General features: G+C 54.3%; 10 protein-coding genes. 2 read left to right on the top strand and 8 right to left on the bottom strand.

Annotation, left to right across the window (positions count from 1 at the left end; genetic code table 11):
• Positions 1–312 precede the first annotated feature (312 nt).
• Positions 313–984 (bottom strand): hypothetical protein, encoded by a 672-nt coding sequence (locus tag EXE44_RS03320; protein ID WP_137715947.1) that lies wholly within the window; start codon positions 982–984, stop codon positions 313–315.
• Between the two features lie 310 nt (positions 985–1294).
• Between EXE44_RS03320 and EXE44_RS03315 the strand changes: the two genes are divergently transcribed.
• The gene (locus EXE44_RS03315; RefSeq protein WP_137715946.1) at positions 1295–1642 is read left to right on the top strand and encodes a hypothetical protein; all 348 of its coding nucleotides are present in this window, start codon (positions 1295–1297) and stop codon (positions 1640–1642) included.
• 129 nt (positions 1643–1771) lie between these two features.
• Complete coding sequence (locus EXE44_RS03310; RefSeq protein ID WP_137706879.1) at positions 1772–2434, top strand: hypothetical protein; 663 nt, start codon at positions 1772–1774, stop codon at positions 2432–2434.
• Between the two features lie 838 nt (positions 2435–3272).
• Here the strand turns inward: EXE44_RS03310 and EXE44_RS03305 are convergent.
• The 7 genes from EXE44_RS03305 to EXE44_RS03275 all read right to left on the bottom strand — a co-directional run bounded on the left by EXE44_RS03305 (position 3273) and on the right by EXE44_RS03275 (position 14923).
• Positions 3273–6179 carry a helicase-related protein gene (locus EXE44_RS03305; RefSeq protein WP_137715945.1) on the bottom strand — a complete coding sequence of 969 codons (2907 nt, stop codon included), beginning with the start codon at positions 6177–6179 and terminating at the stop codon, positions 3273–3275.
• Positions 6176–6649: a group I intron-associated PD-(D/E)XK endonuclease gene (locus EXE44_RS03300; RefSeq protein ID WP_158293426.1), complete on the bottom strand. Its 474-nt coding sequence runs from the start codon at positions 6647–6649 to the stop codon at positions 6176–6178. Before EXE44_RS03300 ends, EXE44_RS03305 begins: the two co-directional genes overlap by 4 nt.
• Positions 6650–6727: 78 nt before the next feature.
• On the bottom strand, positions 6728–8893 hold the full coding sequence (gene pglZ / locus EXE44_RS03295; protein ID WP_137715944.1) for a BREX-5 system phosphatase PglZ: 2166 nt from the start codon (positions 8891–8893) through the stop codon (positions 6728–6730).
• A gap of 2 nt (positions 8894–8895) precedes the next feature.
• Positions 8896–9438 (bottom strand): hypothetical protein, encoded by a 543-nt coding sequence (locus EXE44_RS03290; RefSeq protein WP_137715943.1) that lies wholly within the window; start codon positions 9436–9438, stop codon positions 8896–8898.
• On the bottom strand, positions 9438–13634 hold the full coding sequence (pglX, locus tag EXE44_RS03285) for a BREX-5 system adenine-specific DNA-methyltransferase PglX (protein WP_137715942.1): 4197 nt from the start codon (positions 13632–13634) through the stop codon (positions 9438–9440). Before pglX ends, EXE44_RS03290 begins: the two co-directional genes overlap by 1 nt.
• A gap of 144 nt (positions 13635–13778) precedes the next feature.
• A complete protein-coding gene (locus tag EXE44_RS03280; RefSeq protein WP_137695013.1) occupies positions 13779–14198 on the bottom strand; it encodes a hypothetical protein in 420 nt (139 codons plus the stop codon).
• 86 nt (positions 14199–14284) lie between these two features.
• Complete coding sequence (locus EXE44_RS03275) at positions 14285–14923, bottom strand: SLATT domain-containing protein (protein ID WP_137715941.1); 639 nt, start codon at positions 14921–14923, stop codon at positions 14285–14287.
• Positions 14924–14934 lie beyond the last annotated feature (11 nt).

Raw genomic sequence — 14934 nt, 5'->3', positions numbered from 1 at the left:
GTCATCTTCGATTCGACAGTCGGGACTACCAACCGGTTTGATACCGTTGCCAAGGACGTAACTTGGCGGTGTTACCTGTTCCATCTAACCAGGGTCTCCCTCTCGAGAAACCAAGGCTGAGGTATGGCCGGATATGGGAGGCCGTCGCAACCGCGGAACTTGTTCTCCGAGGCCCATCGTAGAGGTCAGCGCTGTCGTCATATTTGATGGTCAGTGGAGGTTTAGGTAAAAGGGTTAGCCCCCACCCCCCTACTTATACCCCTACTGCTGACCCATTCAGCGTGGGGCTAATTCGCCACACTTCCTTCACGCTCACAGCTCTATTTCTCCAATTGTGTGTGACTGACCACGCTTGTCTGCGTCACAAAGCCTTGCGACCTCGGTGGGTTGTGCGTCTGGGTGGAGGCAGCTGGGATGTACCCACGCCGATAATCCTCGAGTTTCTTCGAGCGACTCATCGAACTGGATTCTTCCCTCCGACCCTGGACCCCTCCAACGAACGTACGCCTCATCGACGACTTCAAAAACACAGATGATTGCCGGGAGTAGGAAGTTACAGATTTTTCCATCGACATCTTCAGTCTGCTGCGCCACTTTAGACTCGTTATCGATGTTCCCCAAGAGATGCTCGAGTATCGGTTCTAAACTACTCCACTTGCCGGATGGGATTGGGCTATAATCCAGTTTGTAGCCAACTGGCCTCGCCGCCGCAGCACGATTTTCTTTTCTCAGCTCTTCGAGATTGGCTACAGAATCCTCGGGAACAAAGAGAGAAATTCCCGGCTTGTGCGCGTGTGTCCGTCCGTACGAAACGCGGCCTAACGATTTCAGGACCGCTAGTTTCGAGGGGACCGGTGCTCGTGCAACGTAGAGAGCAGCCGCGTTGAGGAGCTGATTGGGAGGTAGCTCACCCGTCGAGACACGTTTAGCGGAATTTTCTAACTTCATCAGCGCTCGGTCGTCTCGCTGTCCAAGGTCGGTCATACGATCCGTGGTGTGGTGAGGTATCGTTCGTTATAACGCTGAGCCCTTTCTCACAAACCCGCCCTCCTCAGTGTCTTTGGCTGACAGAGACCTAATCGCTGTAGATAAAGATACAACCGCTTATACTATACTAGCCCGCACTCAGTCACAGCCGTGTTGGCTCGGGGGCTACCCCGAAACGACCCGCGGTGAGGCGCGGGCCGACGCGGTTCAGATACACCGCAAATGATTGTTCGACCCCTCGAACAAAAGCATCTCGCCCGATCGCAGGTGTACAGTCACACGACCAAGCCAGCTGGTGGAGGTAGTAATGGGTAGCACCAGCTCCAAACACGAGGTCCCACTCGGGGTCGTCCTCAGCAATCGCAGACGCCTCTACGTGGTACAGCACCTACTGGAGGAGAGCCCTGAGCCGCCAATTGATGTCGGTGACCTCGCAGAGGCCGTCGCAGCCGTCGAACACAAGAAGCACCCAGAGGTGGTCAGTAGTGCCGAGAAGCACCGAATTTACGTGTCGCTCCTACAGGGCCATCTCGACCGCTTAGATCAAGAGGACATCATCCGATACGACCCCGAACGGAACGTGGTATATCCCGGTCCGAACCTTCGCGTTGCTTACTCATTCGCGGTTCTCCTCCCGGGATCGGGGGTGAACTAATAGACTCGGTTAAGTACGCACCTGAGACCGGAGCCACTGTTAGTGGCATAGACGGTCGGTGTTCAATACTTACTGATGATGTTCTAAGCCAAATCATAGTAATAGGTCAACAGGCACTGTGAGAGTTTGATGGCTCAAAATCCGAACGCCGGACACTCAGTCCCAGATCTAGTACCGGTTGAGGAGTTCTTCGCGGGTGTGGACGCGCTAGATTCTGTCCTGTTCGACCTACCACACGAGATTCCAGAACTACCCGACATCACGTCGGTTGGTCCGAAGGTGGACGTCCGAGAGCTTGAAACTCCAGTCGGACAGACGTGGTTCCGCATTTCAGACACAATCAAAGAGCATTTTGATAGCGTAGCCGCAGCGAACCACGAGTTCGGCCCAGATGTTCACGACCCGGTCTTTGTGAGAGCTGGATACCCGAACCTTTCCGAACCCGTCTCAACTATTGAGGTCACTCTCAAACCGTCAGGTTCCATTTTCGTCGAGTCGATGTACTTCGTCGGCGAGATGTCTTGGCCGTATCTCATGGGATCTGAGGAGGGACTCGAAACCCCTGTGTTGTATGCAGCAGCGATCGCCGCAGGGCTCACTTACAGCTCGATAGCAGTGGTTAGCGGGCAAACTCAACTCAGTTATCACCAAGGTCTCGCGTCTAATTCGGCGATAGGGGACGTACATACACGGTTGGAGGAGATTCGAGATGAGTCTGAGAAGTCTGACAGTGAACAGGCTCTGGATACTATCTTGGATCTAATCAAGGAACGCCCAGAATGGGTGCTTTGACGAGCGGTAGCTGTATTCCATTATTCCTCTCTTCGATAGTCTCGAGACTCACTCACCATCGATTTGGTATCGTAGTCAACCAAATATCAGATCCAATATGACTGTTTGAGCGCAATCAGCAGAAAGGAACGCCCGAAACCGTATTCAGAAATTAGTATATTAGTGTATATATCCATGATCGGCTTTTGATATAATATTCCAACCGTCGTACACCGATTTTTAAGTTGATGTGGGCAGATTGTATGCATAAATATAACTAAACAGATAGTAAGGTCTCGGATAAGTATATATTGAAAATCATATTAGAGAAGATAACCTGTGTGTCAGTAATCTGATTTGGAGATCCTGGTATCGCCTGTTGATTTCTAAAAGAGTGTGTGCTATTTGCCCACATTATTATCATCCCGAGAAGGTATTCACTTTCGTGAGGGAATATATTCGACTGTAACATACAAAAAGAACCCACAGGATAAGTAAGAGAGTCCAAAATGCTCTCAAAAAGCGTGAGATGGGCATCTATGAAGATGGCTGAATACTCTCACGCTTTCTCTGCTACGATACCACACTTTCCGTAGCTTAGAATCTGTCCACCACAGATACCACAGGCGTGTAGGGCCAAATTCGGTCCGTAAGATCATGGGGGTACACGCCATTCAGGCGATGGGGTCGTTCTAATCGTCACTCGGACATCGATCCAGTATCTAATCGCTTCTCATTAACCGAAGCTCATCGACTGATGTATCCAATATCTTATCATACATAGGGTTTCTAATGAGAATCCATTTTGCTGTCTCCATGTGGCTACAGACAGAGTGACAAACCTTCCGTGTAGGACTACCTATACTGGGAATGCGAAGCACAGATTCTCGACTTCTGGGGCGAGCGAGACTATCTGTGCCTTTCGTTCCAACTCCTGACGACGACTCTCGATACGCTGTTCAAGTCTGTCGAGACGCTCTTGTTGACCGCGAATTGCGATGTCCATGTTCGAACCGGTCTCAGCCTTCTGTTCGTAGTTCTCGATGAATTCCTGGATTCGCTGGCGCTCTGCTTCAGCATATTCTTCGAGATCACTCAGTTCCTGTTGAGTTTCCTCGCGGCGACGTTCATACAGTTCTTCTTTCAGAGAGGCAACTCTCTGACTGACATAGCGATCAGCAGCCGCTCGCAACTGCTCTTGCTGCTCAATCAGAGATCGTACCCGGTCTACATCAGGCGAGCCTTTGATGCTATTTCCATCGACAACTCGCTGACCAAGGCGCCCTCGGGGATCTCGATGGTTCCCATCGACATATACCGGGATCATGTCTTCGCGAATGACTTCCCCCGTTCCGTCTTCAAACGTCACACGGTAGTTGTAGGCAATTCCCGGGTCGTCAACGAACGGAAGGAGCTTCAGACCGACATTACCCTGCTCACTCTCCAGCACTTGCTGCATGAGTCGCTGAACCAGTTCGTCGTCAGGAGAGACGTAATCGATGCCATCGTGGTCCATGGCGAACTCTCGACTGAATGTGAACGGCCCGTACTCTTCGTCAGTGCCCTGCCGAAGGGAGCGAGGGAGTTCAGCTCGGTAGAGGTTGCTCCCCGCCTTCTCGACGTCACCACCAAGCACCTCGATTCCGCGCTCAACGAACTCGTGGATGTCCGCTTCGGTCCCGTAGACATCCTCGGACTCGTCCATGACCTCCTGGATCTTCTGTCGGCTCTCCTGATCGAACGTACTCGTGTCGATGAGGCTGCGTTCGTACCACTCTTGTAGCGTGCGTTGGCGCTCGTCGATGAGTTCTTCGAGTTCCTCCTTGGTGGCACTCGCCGGTTCCTCATTCTGGATAGACTCCATAATGAGCGAGTCGACGTTGATGTCGTCGAGCATCCCGAGGACGTCGGCCGTGTTGCCGAGTTTCCCACGGATGTTCTCGACCTTGTTCTGGAGCATATCGAAAATCTCGCCCTCGCGAGTATCCTCGAAGGTGAAGTTCCAGACCTTGACCTCCTTGTCCTGGCCGTAACGGTGGAGGCGACCGATTCGCTGCTCGAGGCGGTTCGGGTTCCACGGCAGCTCGTAGTTCACCATGATGTGGCAACTGTGCTGGAGGTCGATACCCTCGCTGGCCGCGTCAGTCGCAAACAGCAGACGGGACTGGCCGTGGTTGAACTCCTCCTCGATTCGGGCGCGTTCCTCTTTATCAACGCTACCATCAATAACGAGGATCTCGTCGGCCCACGGCTCATCTTTCACTAGCTCAAGCAGATAGTTGAGCGTGTCAGTATACTCTGTGAACAGCAGGAGTTTCTCGTCGGGTTGTTCCTCGAGCAACTGCTGGATGTAGCGGCGCACCTTCTGGGCCTTCGAGTCGACAGAGATGCCCTCGGCCAGCGAGACGAGATCGCGCAGCGTTTCGATCTCTTCCTCGAGTTGCGCGTCGCTTTCAGTGACGGTTAGCGCAGAGAGTTCCTCCTCTACTCGTTCTTTATCCTCTTCGTCGAGGTCTTCACCGTCAAGATACGCGGACGCCTCCTCCGAGAGACTGGTGGAACTTGACTGTTCATCGACGAGATCGCCTAAGCGACGGCTCAGTGTCGCTTTGATGGCGCCAATACTGCTGACAAGTCGCTTCTGCATGAGCGCCATCGCGAACCCGACCGCGGGCTCGTTCAACTTCTCAGATCGGTTGTAGACGTTCTGGACGTAGTCAGTAACGGCACGGTAGAACTGCCGTTCTTCGTGGGTCATATCAACGGGGACCGTGTTGACCTGACGGTCTGGAAAGATGCGTTCACCGTCGTCGTCGTACAGCGTCTGTTTTCCGCGGCGGATCATCACGCGGTCGACGACGTCCTTCGAGAGGTCTTGGTCCTCCGCGACGAGGAATGGGTCGATGTACTCAACAAGCGAGCGGAATGCTTCGCCCTTGCCGTCGTGTGGCGTCGCGCTGAGGAGCAATAGTGAGTCGGAATTACCAGCGACCCGTTCAACCATCTGCGACGTCTTGCTCGGCGACTCACCCCGCTTGGCGGCCTTGTGTGCCTCGTCGACCACCACGACATCCCAGAACGCCTCGTCGAGGGCGGGCTGGAACTCCTCCTGCCGGAGGAACGCCTGGCTTGTGACCAGCTGCTGATGGTCTTGGTCCCAGATGTTGCCTTCCTCGCCGAGTCGGCGGCGTTCTCCTTCGACCCACTGTCTGTCGGCCGGTGTGAGGTCAATGTCGAAGAAGCGGTCCATGTCTCGGATCCACTTCTTCTGGAGATGGGCGGGGACGACGAACAGGACGCGGTCGGCACGGTTGCGAGCGGATAGTTCCTTGAGAATGAGGCCTCCCTCGATAGTCTTCCCGAGGCCGACATCGTCGGCAATAAGAGCGCGCTGGCGCAGCTTCTGCATCACCCAGTTGACTGCGGCGAGCTGGTACGGTTCGAGCCGAACCAGTGAGTTCGAGATGCTCAGTAGCTGGCCTTGTTCGTGGGCGATCTGAAGCTGGAGGGCCTGGGAACGCAGGTCGAACCACTCAGCAGAGACGGCTTCGTGGTCTGGATGCAGTCGATCGGCTGACGCTGGTTCCAGCTCGCCGAGTTGGTCGGGTTTTGATTCAATCCTGACATCGTCAATACAGACGGTCTTCACACCTGCATCTTCGACGTACGCTCGCAGGTACTCAATATCGCCGACTGAGTATGTTTTGATGACCTCGGCCGAAGTACCGTTCAGGCGTATCGAGTCGCCAGGATTGAACGAATTCATTGCCCTTCTACTGGGCTTGATGACGATGTCTCATTCTGTTCTTCCGCCTCTGTATCAGACATATGTTGACGAAATGCTCGGTCGAACGTATAGTCCTCGAGTAGATTTGCTTCGCTCGCGTTGTGGTCGCTCATTTCCGTCCTGTCTTTTGTATTTATCCTGAAATTATTTCTCCCGACTTCGTCGAAGGCAACGTAGAATACCTTGTCCTCCTCAACGATATACCCGGCAAAAATATCGACCTGCCCATCCTGATACTGTTCCGTGAACAGCCGATATTTCCAGGGTTTCTTGTTGTTTTGGTTCGCTTTCTTGACCTGTACCCGGAGGAGTTCGTCGCCTTTGTCAGCAACGAGGTCGTATTTGTACAACCCGTGGGTGTAGGACACTCGACATCCTTGACGAACAAGATGGGCTGCGACAGCGAGTTCGGCTTCTTCACCGTCTACGTGACCTGTATTACGCTTCATATCTACGCTCGCCTCCGACTAACCAATTGTGTTGTGGGGGCACCATCATAGTTCACAGTTCCTTCGGACATTCTGGTGTTACTCTTGAGTGATTGTGACGAAATTCAGCACGAACTCTTGGGGTAGGACACCACCATGGTAGAAGCGCGCGTCCGGCAGTCCCTGGTTGCGGAAACGTTGAATCGGGTCTGCGAGGACGCTAATCTTCGTGTCGTCGTCCAGGTAACCGAGGTGAGCGTTCTCGTCGAGGAGGACGCCGGGCGTATCCTCGTCGAGATCAGCGCCGGCGACCCACCGGCGAGTCACTTTCTCGGCTTCATCCGGTGGGTGGATGTCGTCGATGTCGACGTTTTGTGGGAGTGAGACGAACCCGTGATCCGCGAGGATGTACGCTCGGTCCCACTCGCCCTGATCGATCTTCTCGCAGATGATGTCTGATATTTTCTCGATACGGTCACTGAACACGCCCTCGAAGTCGGTTAGTTCCTCCTCGCCTGCCTTGTCGAGGTCGTTCCAGTAGTAGGCAACGCGGGTGCTGCTCCACCCCGACTCGTCGTCCTCACTTTGCATGATGTAACTCCAGCCATCGTCTTTCAGCATCTTCTCGCGCTGGTAGTTACTGATTTCACGGCCGTTGCGTTCGGGGACGAGTTCCCCATCGTCGAGTTCGATGTTGAAGCTGAACTTGCTGCCCGGCGTGAGCGCTGCCTTCCCAAACTCGGTGTCCGAGGGGAGCGTTCCGACCCAGGGAGTCTCGTCGACTTCGAGGCTGGGGAGGTCGCGGCGGACCGATTCGGCCAGCTCGTGTGCGAGGTCGAAGCGCAGTGCGTCGACGATGAACAACGCAACGCTCTGGCCGCTCTGGAGGTGTTCTTGTTCCTGGTCGAAGAACTGGTGGGCGTAGTTCTCACCGACGAACGGCGAGCCGTCCTCGATCTGGTCGACAACGAGATCACCGAGGTCGCTAAGGTAGTCGAGGTAGCGCGACTCAGCCAGCGACGTACGTAAGTCGTCGAGCGTCGCCGTCGCGGGATGCTCTTCGGGCAGAGCGTTCTCGGGCTCTCCCGAGATGATGAGATTGTACACGGCGTTGTCGATCTGCCAAGTCCCCTCGTCGACGTCACCGTAGAGGTCGACGACGTCGGTCGTGTCCCCGCGTTCCTCCCACGTCTCGAGTTCGTGCGCGAGTTTGGCGACTTCGACGGCCTGCTCCCAGACGTGCGTCCACGGGACATCGCCGTAGGTCGTTTCGAGACGCTGGTGGCGCGTGGACGCTCGAGTTGCGCACGTCTCGTAGTCGCCGTCGTGGAACGACTGCGTCCATTCGTCCCAGAGCTCGTGTTCGAGCGAGGCGTCGACGGGACAGTCAGCGAGTTCCCACGGGTCGTCGTAGGTGCGGAGGACATCGTGCCAGAAACGGGCATCAGGGTCGAGGTAGACGTGCGCCAGTTCCTCGGCACGCTCGGAATCGACCTTGCTCAGCAGCGATTGAAGTTCGGGCCGGGAGATTCCCAGTCCGGAACTGGATTCGGGCCGGTACTCGGCATCGAGAAGCGACTTCTCCAGCCCTTCCTCGACGAGCCACTCGGCGACCGCCCACCGTCGTGTGCGCGTCACGAGCACGTCCTCGTCGGTGACCCCTTCAACGGCCGCGACGCCGTCGTCGACGAGGAGATCGCGAATCTTCAGCAGGTCCTCGGAATTGTTGGGGAGATTCTCGGCGCCGTGTTCGAGGACGAATTGCACTGGATCGTCGTGCCCGTCCAGCACGATCTTCGTCTGGAGGCCCTGGATTGTCGGAAGGCCGCCCTCGCCGTTGAGCTCTTGGAAGAGCGTTTTGGCGACCTGCTTGCGGTCGCTCTCGTCGGCGTCCTCGTAGGCCGTACGAATTGAGGCCGCCTGTATGCGGTCGTTCTCGAAGCAGCGTGCCCCGAGCTTGCCGATGTGGGCTTCGATGGCACCACCAGTGTTCTCGACGTCCTTGAACCAGTCCACGTCGTCGCTGTGCGCCTGCGGTACGTACCAGACGGTTCGGTCGCGGGGTGCGTCGGCGCGTAGCTCCAGTGGTGTCTGTTCGGCTGCGTGGAACTCACAGCCCAGCGAGTGGCTCACTCTCTCGACGACATCGCGAAGGTAGCCACCGTCGTCCCACCAGAGTACGACCGGGTCCTCATCGGCCGCCTCGTTGATGGCAGTCTCGATGGCGTCTTCAGCGCATTGTGGGAGGGTCTTCGTCGCAGGCATGGTTATTGGGCGGCTTTCCGTTTCACGACTTCAAGTAGTTCCTCGCGCGTGTCAGTACCAATTCGAGCGACACCAACACGCTGGTAGGTGAGGACAGTACAGCCCTTCGTCTCCAACTCTTCAAAGTCAAGCCCCTCGAGCGAACTTCGAGCGGCGCCGAGACACCAGATCGACTCTGGCTTGGCTGCTTCAACAAGTTCGTTCCATATCTCCTCAACTGTTTGTTGGAAAACATCAGTTGATAGGAGGATAACCATTACGTCTGCGTGGGCCGCGACATCAAGGAGTTCGGCTCTCGCTTGTTCGGCCATGTCTTCACTCCCAACGGGCGTCTGATCGCCTGCATATACAGCTGACATCCTTTCTTCGCCACTGGCGACGCCATATTCTTCCGACAGAACGTGCAAGTGAGTATCTGCGAACTCTGCAAGCTCGTCGTCTAGGCCCGCAACCATCCCGAAGAGCCCTTCGTAATACTCCTTGACCGGCTGGTCGTGATCCTCCCCCGTCGTATTCGATCCTTCTGCGAAGATGTGCGCCTGCATCAGATCACCTGGTTATCGACTGTTTCTGGGACAATTTCAGCTTCGACGAGCGGTGTGATGTTGATTACGACGCCGTGCTTCCGGTTGGGTTGGTAACCGGCAGTTGTGATCTCCGAAAGCGCGCGCTCAGACCACTCAGAGGAAATATCTCCTACAACCTCGTCACAAGCGTCTGCAATCTCGTTTGCAAGTTCCTCGTACTCTTCGAGGTCGCTCGCCAACTCAGAGAGAAGACGCTGGCGTTCTGAGACGCCACTATCGCCAATCTGTGACTGTCCCGCGTCTTCGAACTTGCCGAAGTAGTAGGTCATGAAGAGAATTCCATTACTTACATAGTGGGTGGATCCGACGAGGTCGTCATAATACTCGAAGAGGTCGTACAGGTGAGCCTCGACAGGTTCCGAACCGCCCTTCGCATAGGCTTCAAAAGCGGTTTCTAAGTCATCAAGGGCGTCAAGCCATTCGTCCTGATTCTCCTGTACGGTCTCGTAGAACGATGGACTGAACAGGTCACCCATATCGACATCGTCGAGATCGGCGAGAGTTTCGAGGGTTTCTAATCGCGAGGCCGTTCGCTCGCGGAACTCAGCGACCTGTTTGGCCGCGGACTCGGCAAGTTCCTGGTTCTCTTCGGGCCAATCGCGGGGAGTGGGTTGTGCGAGGTCGGCTAGCCGGTCTTCGAATACGCCAATCTGCTCAAGCCCGCTCTCACATCGGGCGTATTCCTCTGCGGCTTCTGCCTGCTCCGAGGCAGAGAGTGAGTCGTCGCTGCGACGGCGGTTGGCTGCACTCCGGCGTTCCCGAAGGAGAGCTTTCCGCGGCTCAATATACCGGTTCTGGAGGCGGTCAAAGACGCTCCCGTCCAACTGGTGATAATCAACGAGACAGGCGAATCCTTCGCCTTCGGGGTCGGAAACGAGCCGTTCGGTCGTGAAGCGCCAGAGAAGGGGCGTCCGGTCGAACGTCGAGACGTGGTAATCGAAGAGTTCGTTCTCGAGCCACTCCCGGAGGTTCGGGTAAGCCTCTTCGCCAGCGGACTTGCTTCCGAGAACCTCATCAACTTCCGCTAGGCGGGCGTCGGCATATTCGCCAAAGATACGTTCAAATTCTTCTTCTATACGTGTGAGTAGATCCCCTTCACCGTCAACGTCGGATAGAGGAACAATCCCGTCATCGTCCTCGTGGACCGCATGTATTGTGACATGAAGCAAGAGGTCCTTGACCATCTGTGGGAAGTCGTCGGTCGGTTCGGTAATTGTCTCAGGATCATACTCTCCGCGCTCTCGAGGGTCCTCGTTTGTTCGGAGAGCAATTTCCCGAAGAATAGTCTCACGCTGATCCTCAGTAATGTCGAAGCAATCAAACACTGCTTCGTCAATGGCACCCGCACAAGACTGGAGGTTGGCTTCAATCCTTTCGAGGTGTCGGGCTGCTTCTATTCCGAGTCTCTCCAGCGACGCCGACGGCTCAACAGTCGCCTTTGGAGTGTCAAGGTCTAGTTCCTCCCGAAGGTCGCGATGTGGGTGGTCATACTGAGGAAGTGAGTCCTTGACACCGAGGATTTCAAGGAGCACTGGCCCGCCGTAGTGCGGCGAGACGAAATCGTATTGACGTTTCGAGACAAGGTGACCGACAGCCTCCTTCGAGAGGGTCTCAAGTTCGTCAATGTCCTCAAGCTCTTCACGCCATGGGAGTTTGGAAACCTGGCCGACTTCCCACATTCTCTCAGTTGTCTGAGCTAGCATTAGGTAGGTGAATAGACGGCTGTTAGTGTATGATAGCAGAGGCCACAAGTCATGCTCAGGGAATACAGTCGGTCCCTTATCGCCAAAGACCGAGTTCGATGGCAAGTATCCAAACCGCTGACCACTCTCCTTCACCCGATTGAACGTGATTCCTTCATCGAAGTAGAACTGCGAATTCTGAGGACGTGATCCATAATACCGTCTAATTTCTTCCCCTCCTTCGTCCCATAATACTGTTTTCTTTATCCGGGGAAGTAACCAAGAATCCATTCCACCCTTGGATAGGGGGAACCATCCCTCTCCAGTGCGTTCCCAAAATGTTCGTGTGAAGCGATCATCATCACCTGTTTGGACACCTACTTTAATGGATCCTAGACTCTCTTCATCCAGACCTGCATTATTCGCATCTAATACTACCTCAGAGTTGTATAAGGAGCGAAGCTCTTTGGGGACCCAGTAGGATAGCGGCGTTCCGGGGACTAAGTCGAACTCAGATATATTGCGCTGGTATCGTCGCTGGATTCCATTCTCATTCTCGTCGACAAAGGACGCGTGGAGGAACGACTGCTCCTTCTCGCCTTTTGGGACGTCTTCGAGACGAATGAACGTTCCCTCTTGTCCTCCTTCAACACCAGATCGGACGACTGTTCCCGCGGTTCGGACTGTCGCATTATCGAGGATGTCAATGCCGTATTCAGTGAGGAAGTCAAACGAACCACGGCCGCCGATGAAGTCCTCACGGAAGTCTTGGAAGGATTTGAGGAACATGAAAGAGCGTGGTACTAGCATTCCGACGCGTCCTTCCGTTCGAACGAGCCGATCAGACGCTTCAAAGAAATTGATGTAGTATTCTGTGGTATAGTCGTAGTGTTCCTCAACATACTCCTGTACATTATCAGGCATCCGACCACGTGACCCGTACGGCGGGTTCATGAGAGCGATGTCGTAGTCTTGGGTCAAGACCACGAGCAGGTTCAGGAAGCTTCGAAGGTTCTGCTCTCCGAAGGAATCTGATGTACGCTCCTCAACGGCTTCCTCAAGTCGTCGAAGGAACTCGTTGAGTGTCTTCGGCGCGTCGCCACCCCACTCCAAGACATCTGACTGTCCAGTTTCGAACTCATCCTCAAGCGTGCCCTGAACATCAAGGAGACTGCCGAGAGCTTCGGTGTGCTGGAATTCGTGAATAATGTTGTTAAGAGCCTCTCGGACGCCAGTTCCTTCACCTGTAATCTCATCAAGGACGTCGATCGCCTCTTCGACCTCGGCAACACGAGCATCAGCACAGACAATCCCAAGGTTCGGCATTTCGAAATCCCCATTATCTTCGGCTTCGGCGCGTGTTCGGGCTTTCAGATAGAGGTTGAAAGCGGAGAGTTGGCAGGAGCGTAAGTCAATGTCGACGCCGTAGAGGTTGTGTTTGAGAATTTTTGCGGGGATCTCACCTCGGCTAAGGTCCGTTTCGGCCCACCAGATGCGCTCAAGAATATCGAAGGCGTAGAGGAGAAAGTGTCCGCTACCACAGGCAGGGTCGATTACACGCAGGTCTCGCGGATGCCCGAACTCGGGTGCATCGTGGTCGTCTTCGTCCGGAAGGAGGTAGGTACAGAGTTCTGGTACGCTTGGAGAATCCTCAGGGGTAACGAGGCGTTCTTTTCGCTCTTCGGGTGTTAGGGACTCAGGGCCTGGGACGGCATCTTCTTGATTTGTGGACTCGAGGTAGAGCTTCCCGAGCGAGTTGTCGGCAAGCATTCGTACGACCCAGTGCGGCGTATAGAACTGATTTGCTGGGCCGACGTCTTCAGGCTCTAAGGTGTTCTTCGCGTCAAGCGCCTCCACGACAGGACGGTTGTAGTATTCGTAAATCCAGCCGAGAACGTCATCAGCCCGCCAGACTTCGTCCGGTATCTCGTCAAGCATCCCGCAGAGTTCCTCAAAGGTATCGTCATCGGGATTGACCTGACTGTAGGCCGAGTCACGGTCGAACAGGATCTCGATCTCCTCAGCTAATCGATCGCAAGCGTCGTGATACGCCTGAATGATGGCTTCGTCTTCGAGTAAGAACTCCTCGTGAACGAGCGTCTCAGCGGCAGGCGTCAGGCCGTTGTCCTTGAAGACGGTAACTTCCTCGTTGATGAAGTCCCGTACCTCCATACAACGAAGCGCTGCCAGACGATTGACGATTGTGTATCCGACGCCTGTAACATACTGTTCGAACGCTTCGTCCCAAGTGTGGCCGTCGACCCCTTCAAGGTCGATAGCTTCGGCGAGGGTCTGGGTGTCCTCATCGAGTTCGTCGAAGTCTGCTGGTTCGTCGTCGAGACCTTTCTGCGTGAGCTGGAACTCGACGTTGTCCTCAACGCGCTCGCGCATCTCGGTGACGACGTCTTCGAGATGTTCACGCTCTTCCTTGTCCAGTTGGGCCTTCCGCTGGGAGAGAGAATCGCTTGCCATAATAGGTAATGTGTATGCTATGTCCGAATCACACGACCATCTTTAATGTTGCCGATGGTGGAAGTCCGCACTCAAGCTGTCGACACATAGTCGACGGCCTGATTGAATAGAACCTCTATCGGGAAAGTCTCGTCTGATAAAGTGTTATTCATCATTACTATTTTCAATAATGTATTCTAAAATCGATGGTATGTCTTCATCTTGATATTTAGATTCTAGAGTGTTTCCGATTCCCGATTTGCTCCTCGCGGTGTTAGCACATCCTTCAGCTAATTCCTCAACCTTCCCCTGTAGCTCCTCATCAAATCCCTTGATGTCACCGTAGACTGCTAACTCACGGGCCATATTCCCAAAGTTCTCCAAATCTCTACTAAATTGCTCGTCATCAGCCATTTCTACTTCCTGATTCTGCTTATACGAGGTTCTCACTTTGATTGCTACCTCATAGCAAGATTTCTTCCACGCGTCTTCTGGAGATTCAGATTGTTCAATTATCTCTCGGACTTTTCCCGCAGATTGTTGCGCCACCGCCGAAGCGATAGCAGTAGCAACCGATTCAATCATAGCCCAATCTCCTTCTTCCAAAAATGTAAATCTATATCCGGAACCCAAGATCGCTTCAGCTTTGTCTTGAACTGGCTTTTCGGGTCTTATTTCCCGCCTTCATCCTCTAACTCGGCTTCGTCAGCCAGTCGATCAGCGACTTCTTCGTCGGAGAGACTGTGGTTCGGTCCGGGTTGATACAATTGGGCCTCACCAGCGAGGCGCTCTTTGGCGTTATCAGTGGTGTCCACTTCGTCGTAAATCGATTCGTCAAGCTTCTCGTACCATCTACTGGTTACTTCCGGCATGTCTTCGTTCAAGTTTCTCCGACGTTCAGCCAAGTCTTCATAACGGGATTCCATCTGATCAAGACCGACGTCCTTCTTAGCGAGTTCTAGTTTGATGAAGTCACGTAAGTCATCGAACAACCGATGATACGCATGTGCGGCCCGATAGTAGTTCTCTGCTTTGTCGCCGGGATCAGCCATTCGCCTGTAGCCTGAAACGATGGCAGTAGTGATTGCGAGCCCAATTAGGACGAACTGGGGCGTCGAATCCCATATGAGAGCGATAGTTAGCAGTCCTGCAACACCGAAGACGAACCAATCGAGAAGCCGATCCACCATTGAGTACCAATCGGCGCCGACATAGTACGCTTTGAAAGTCCACAGAACACTGTCTGCTTCATTAGCAACGCGTTCACGTAGGCGTTCGTGCGCCTCGTAGTCGAATTCCTCATCAGTCATAGGAATCAAAA

Source organism: Halorubrum sp. SS7 (assembly GCF_005435055.1).
GTDB classification, from domain to species: domain Archaea; phylum Halobacteriota; class Halobacteria; order Halobacteriales; family Haloferacaceae; genus Halorubrum; species Halorubrum salinarum.
This window is presented reverse-complemented; position numbering and strand designations above follow the sequence as displayed.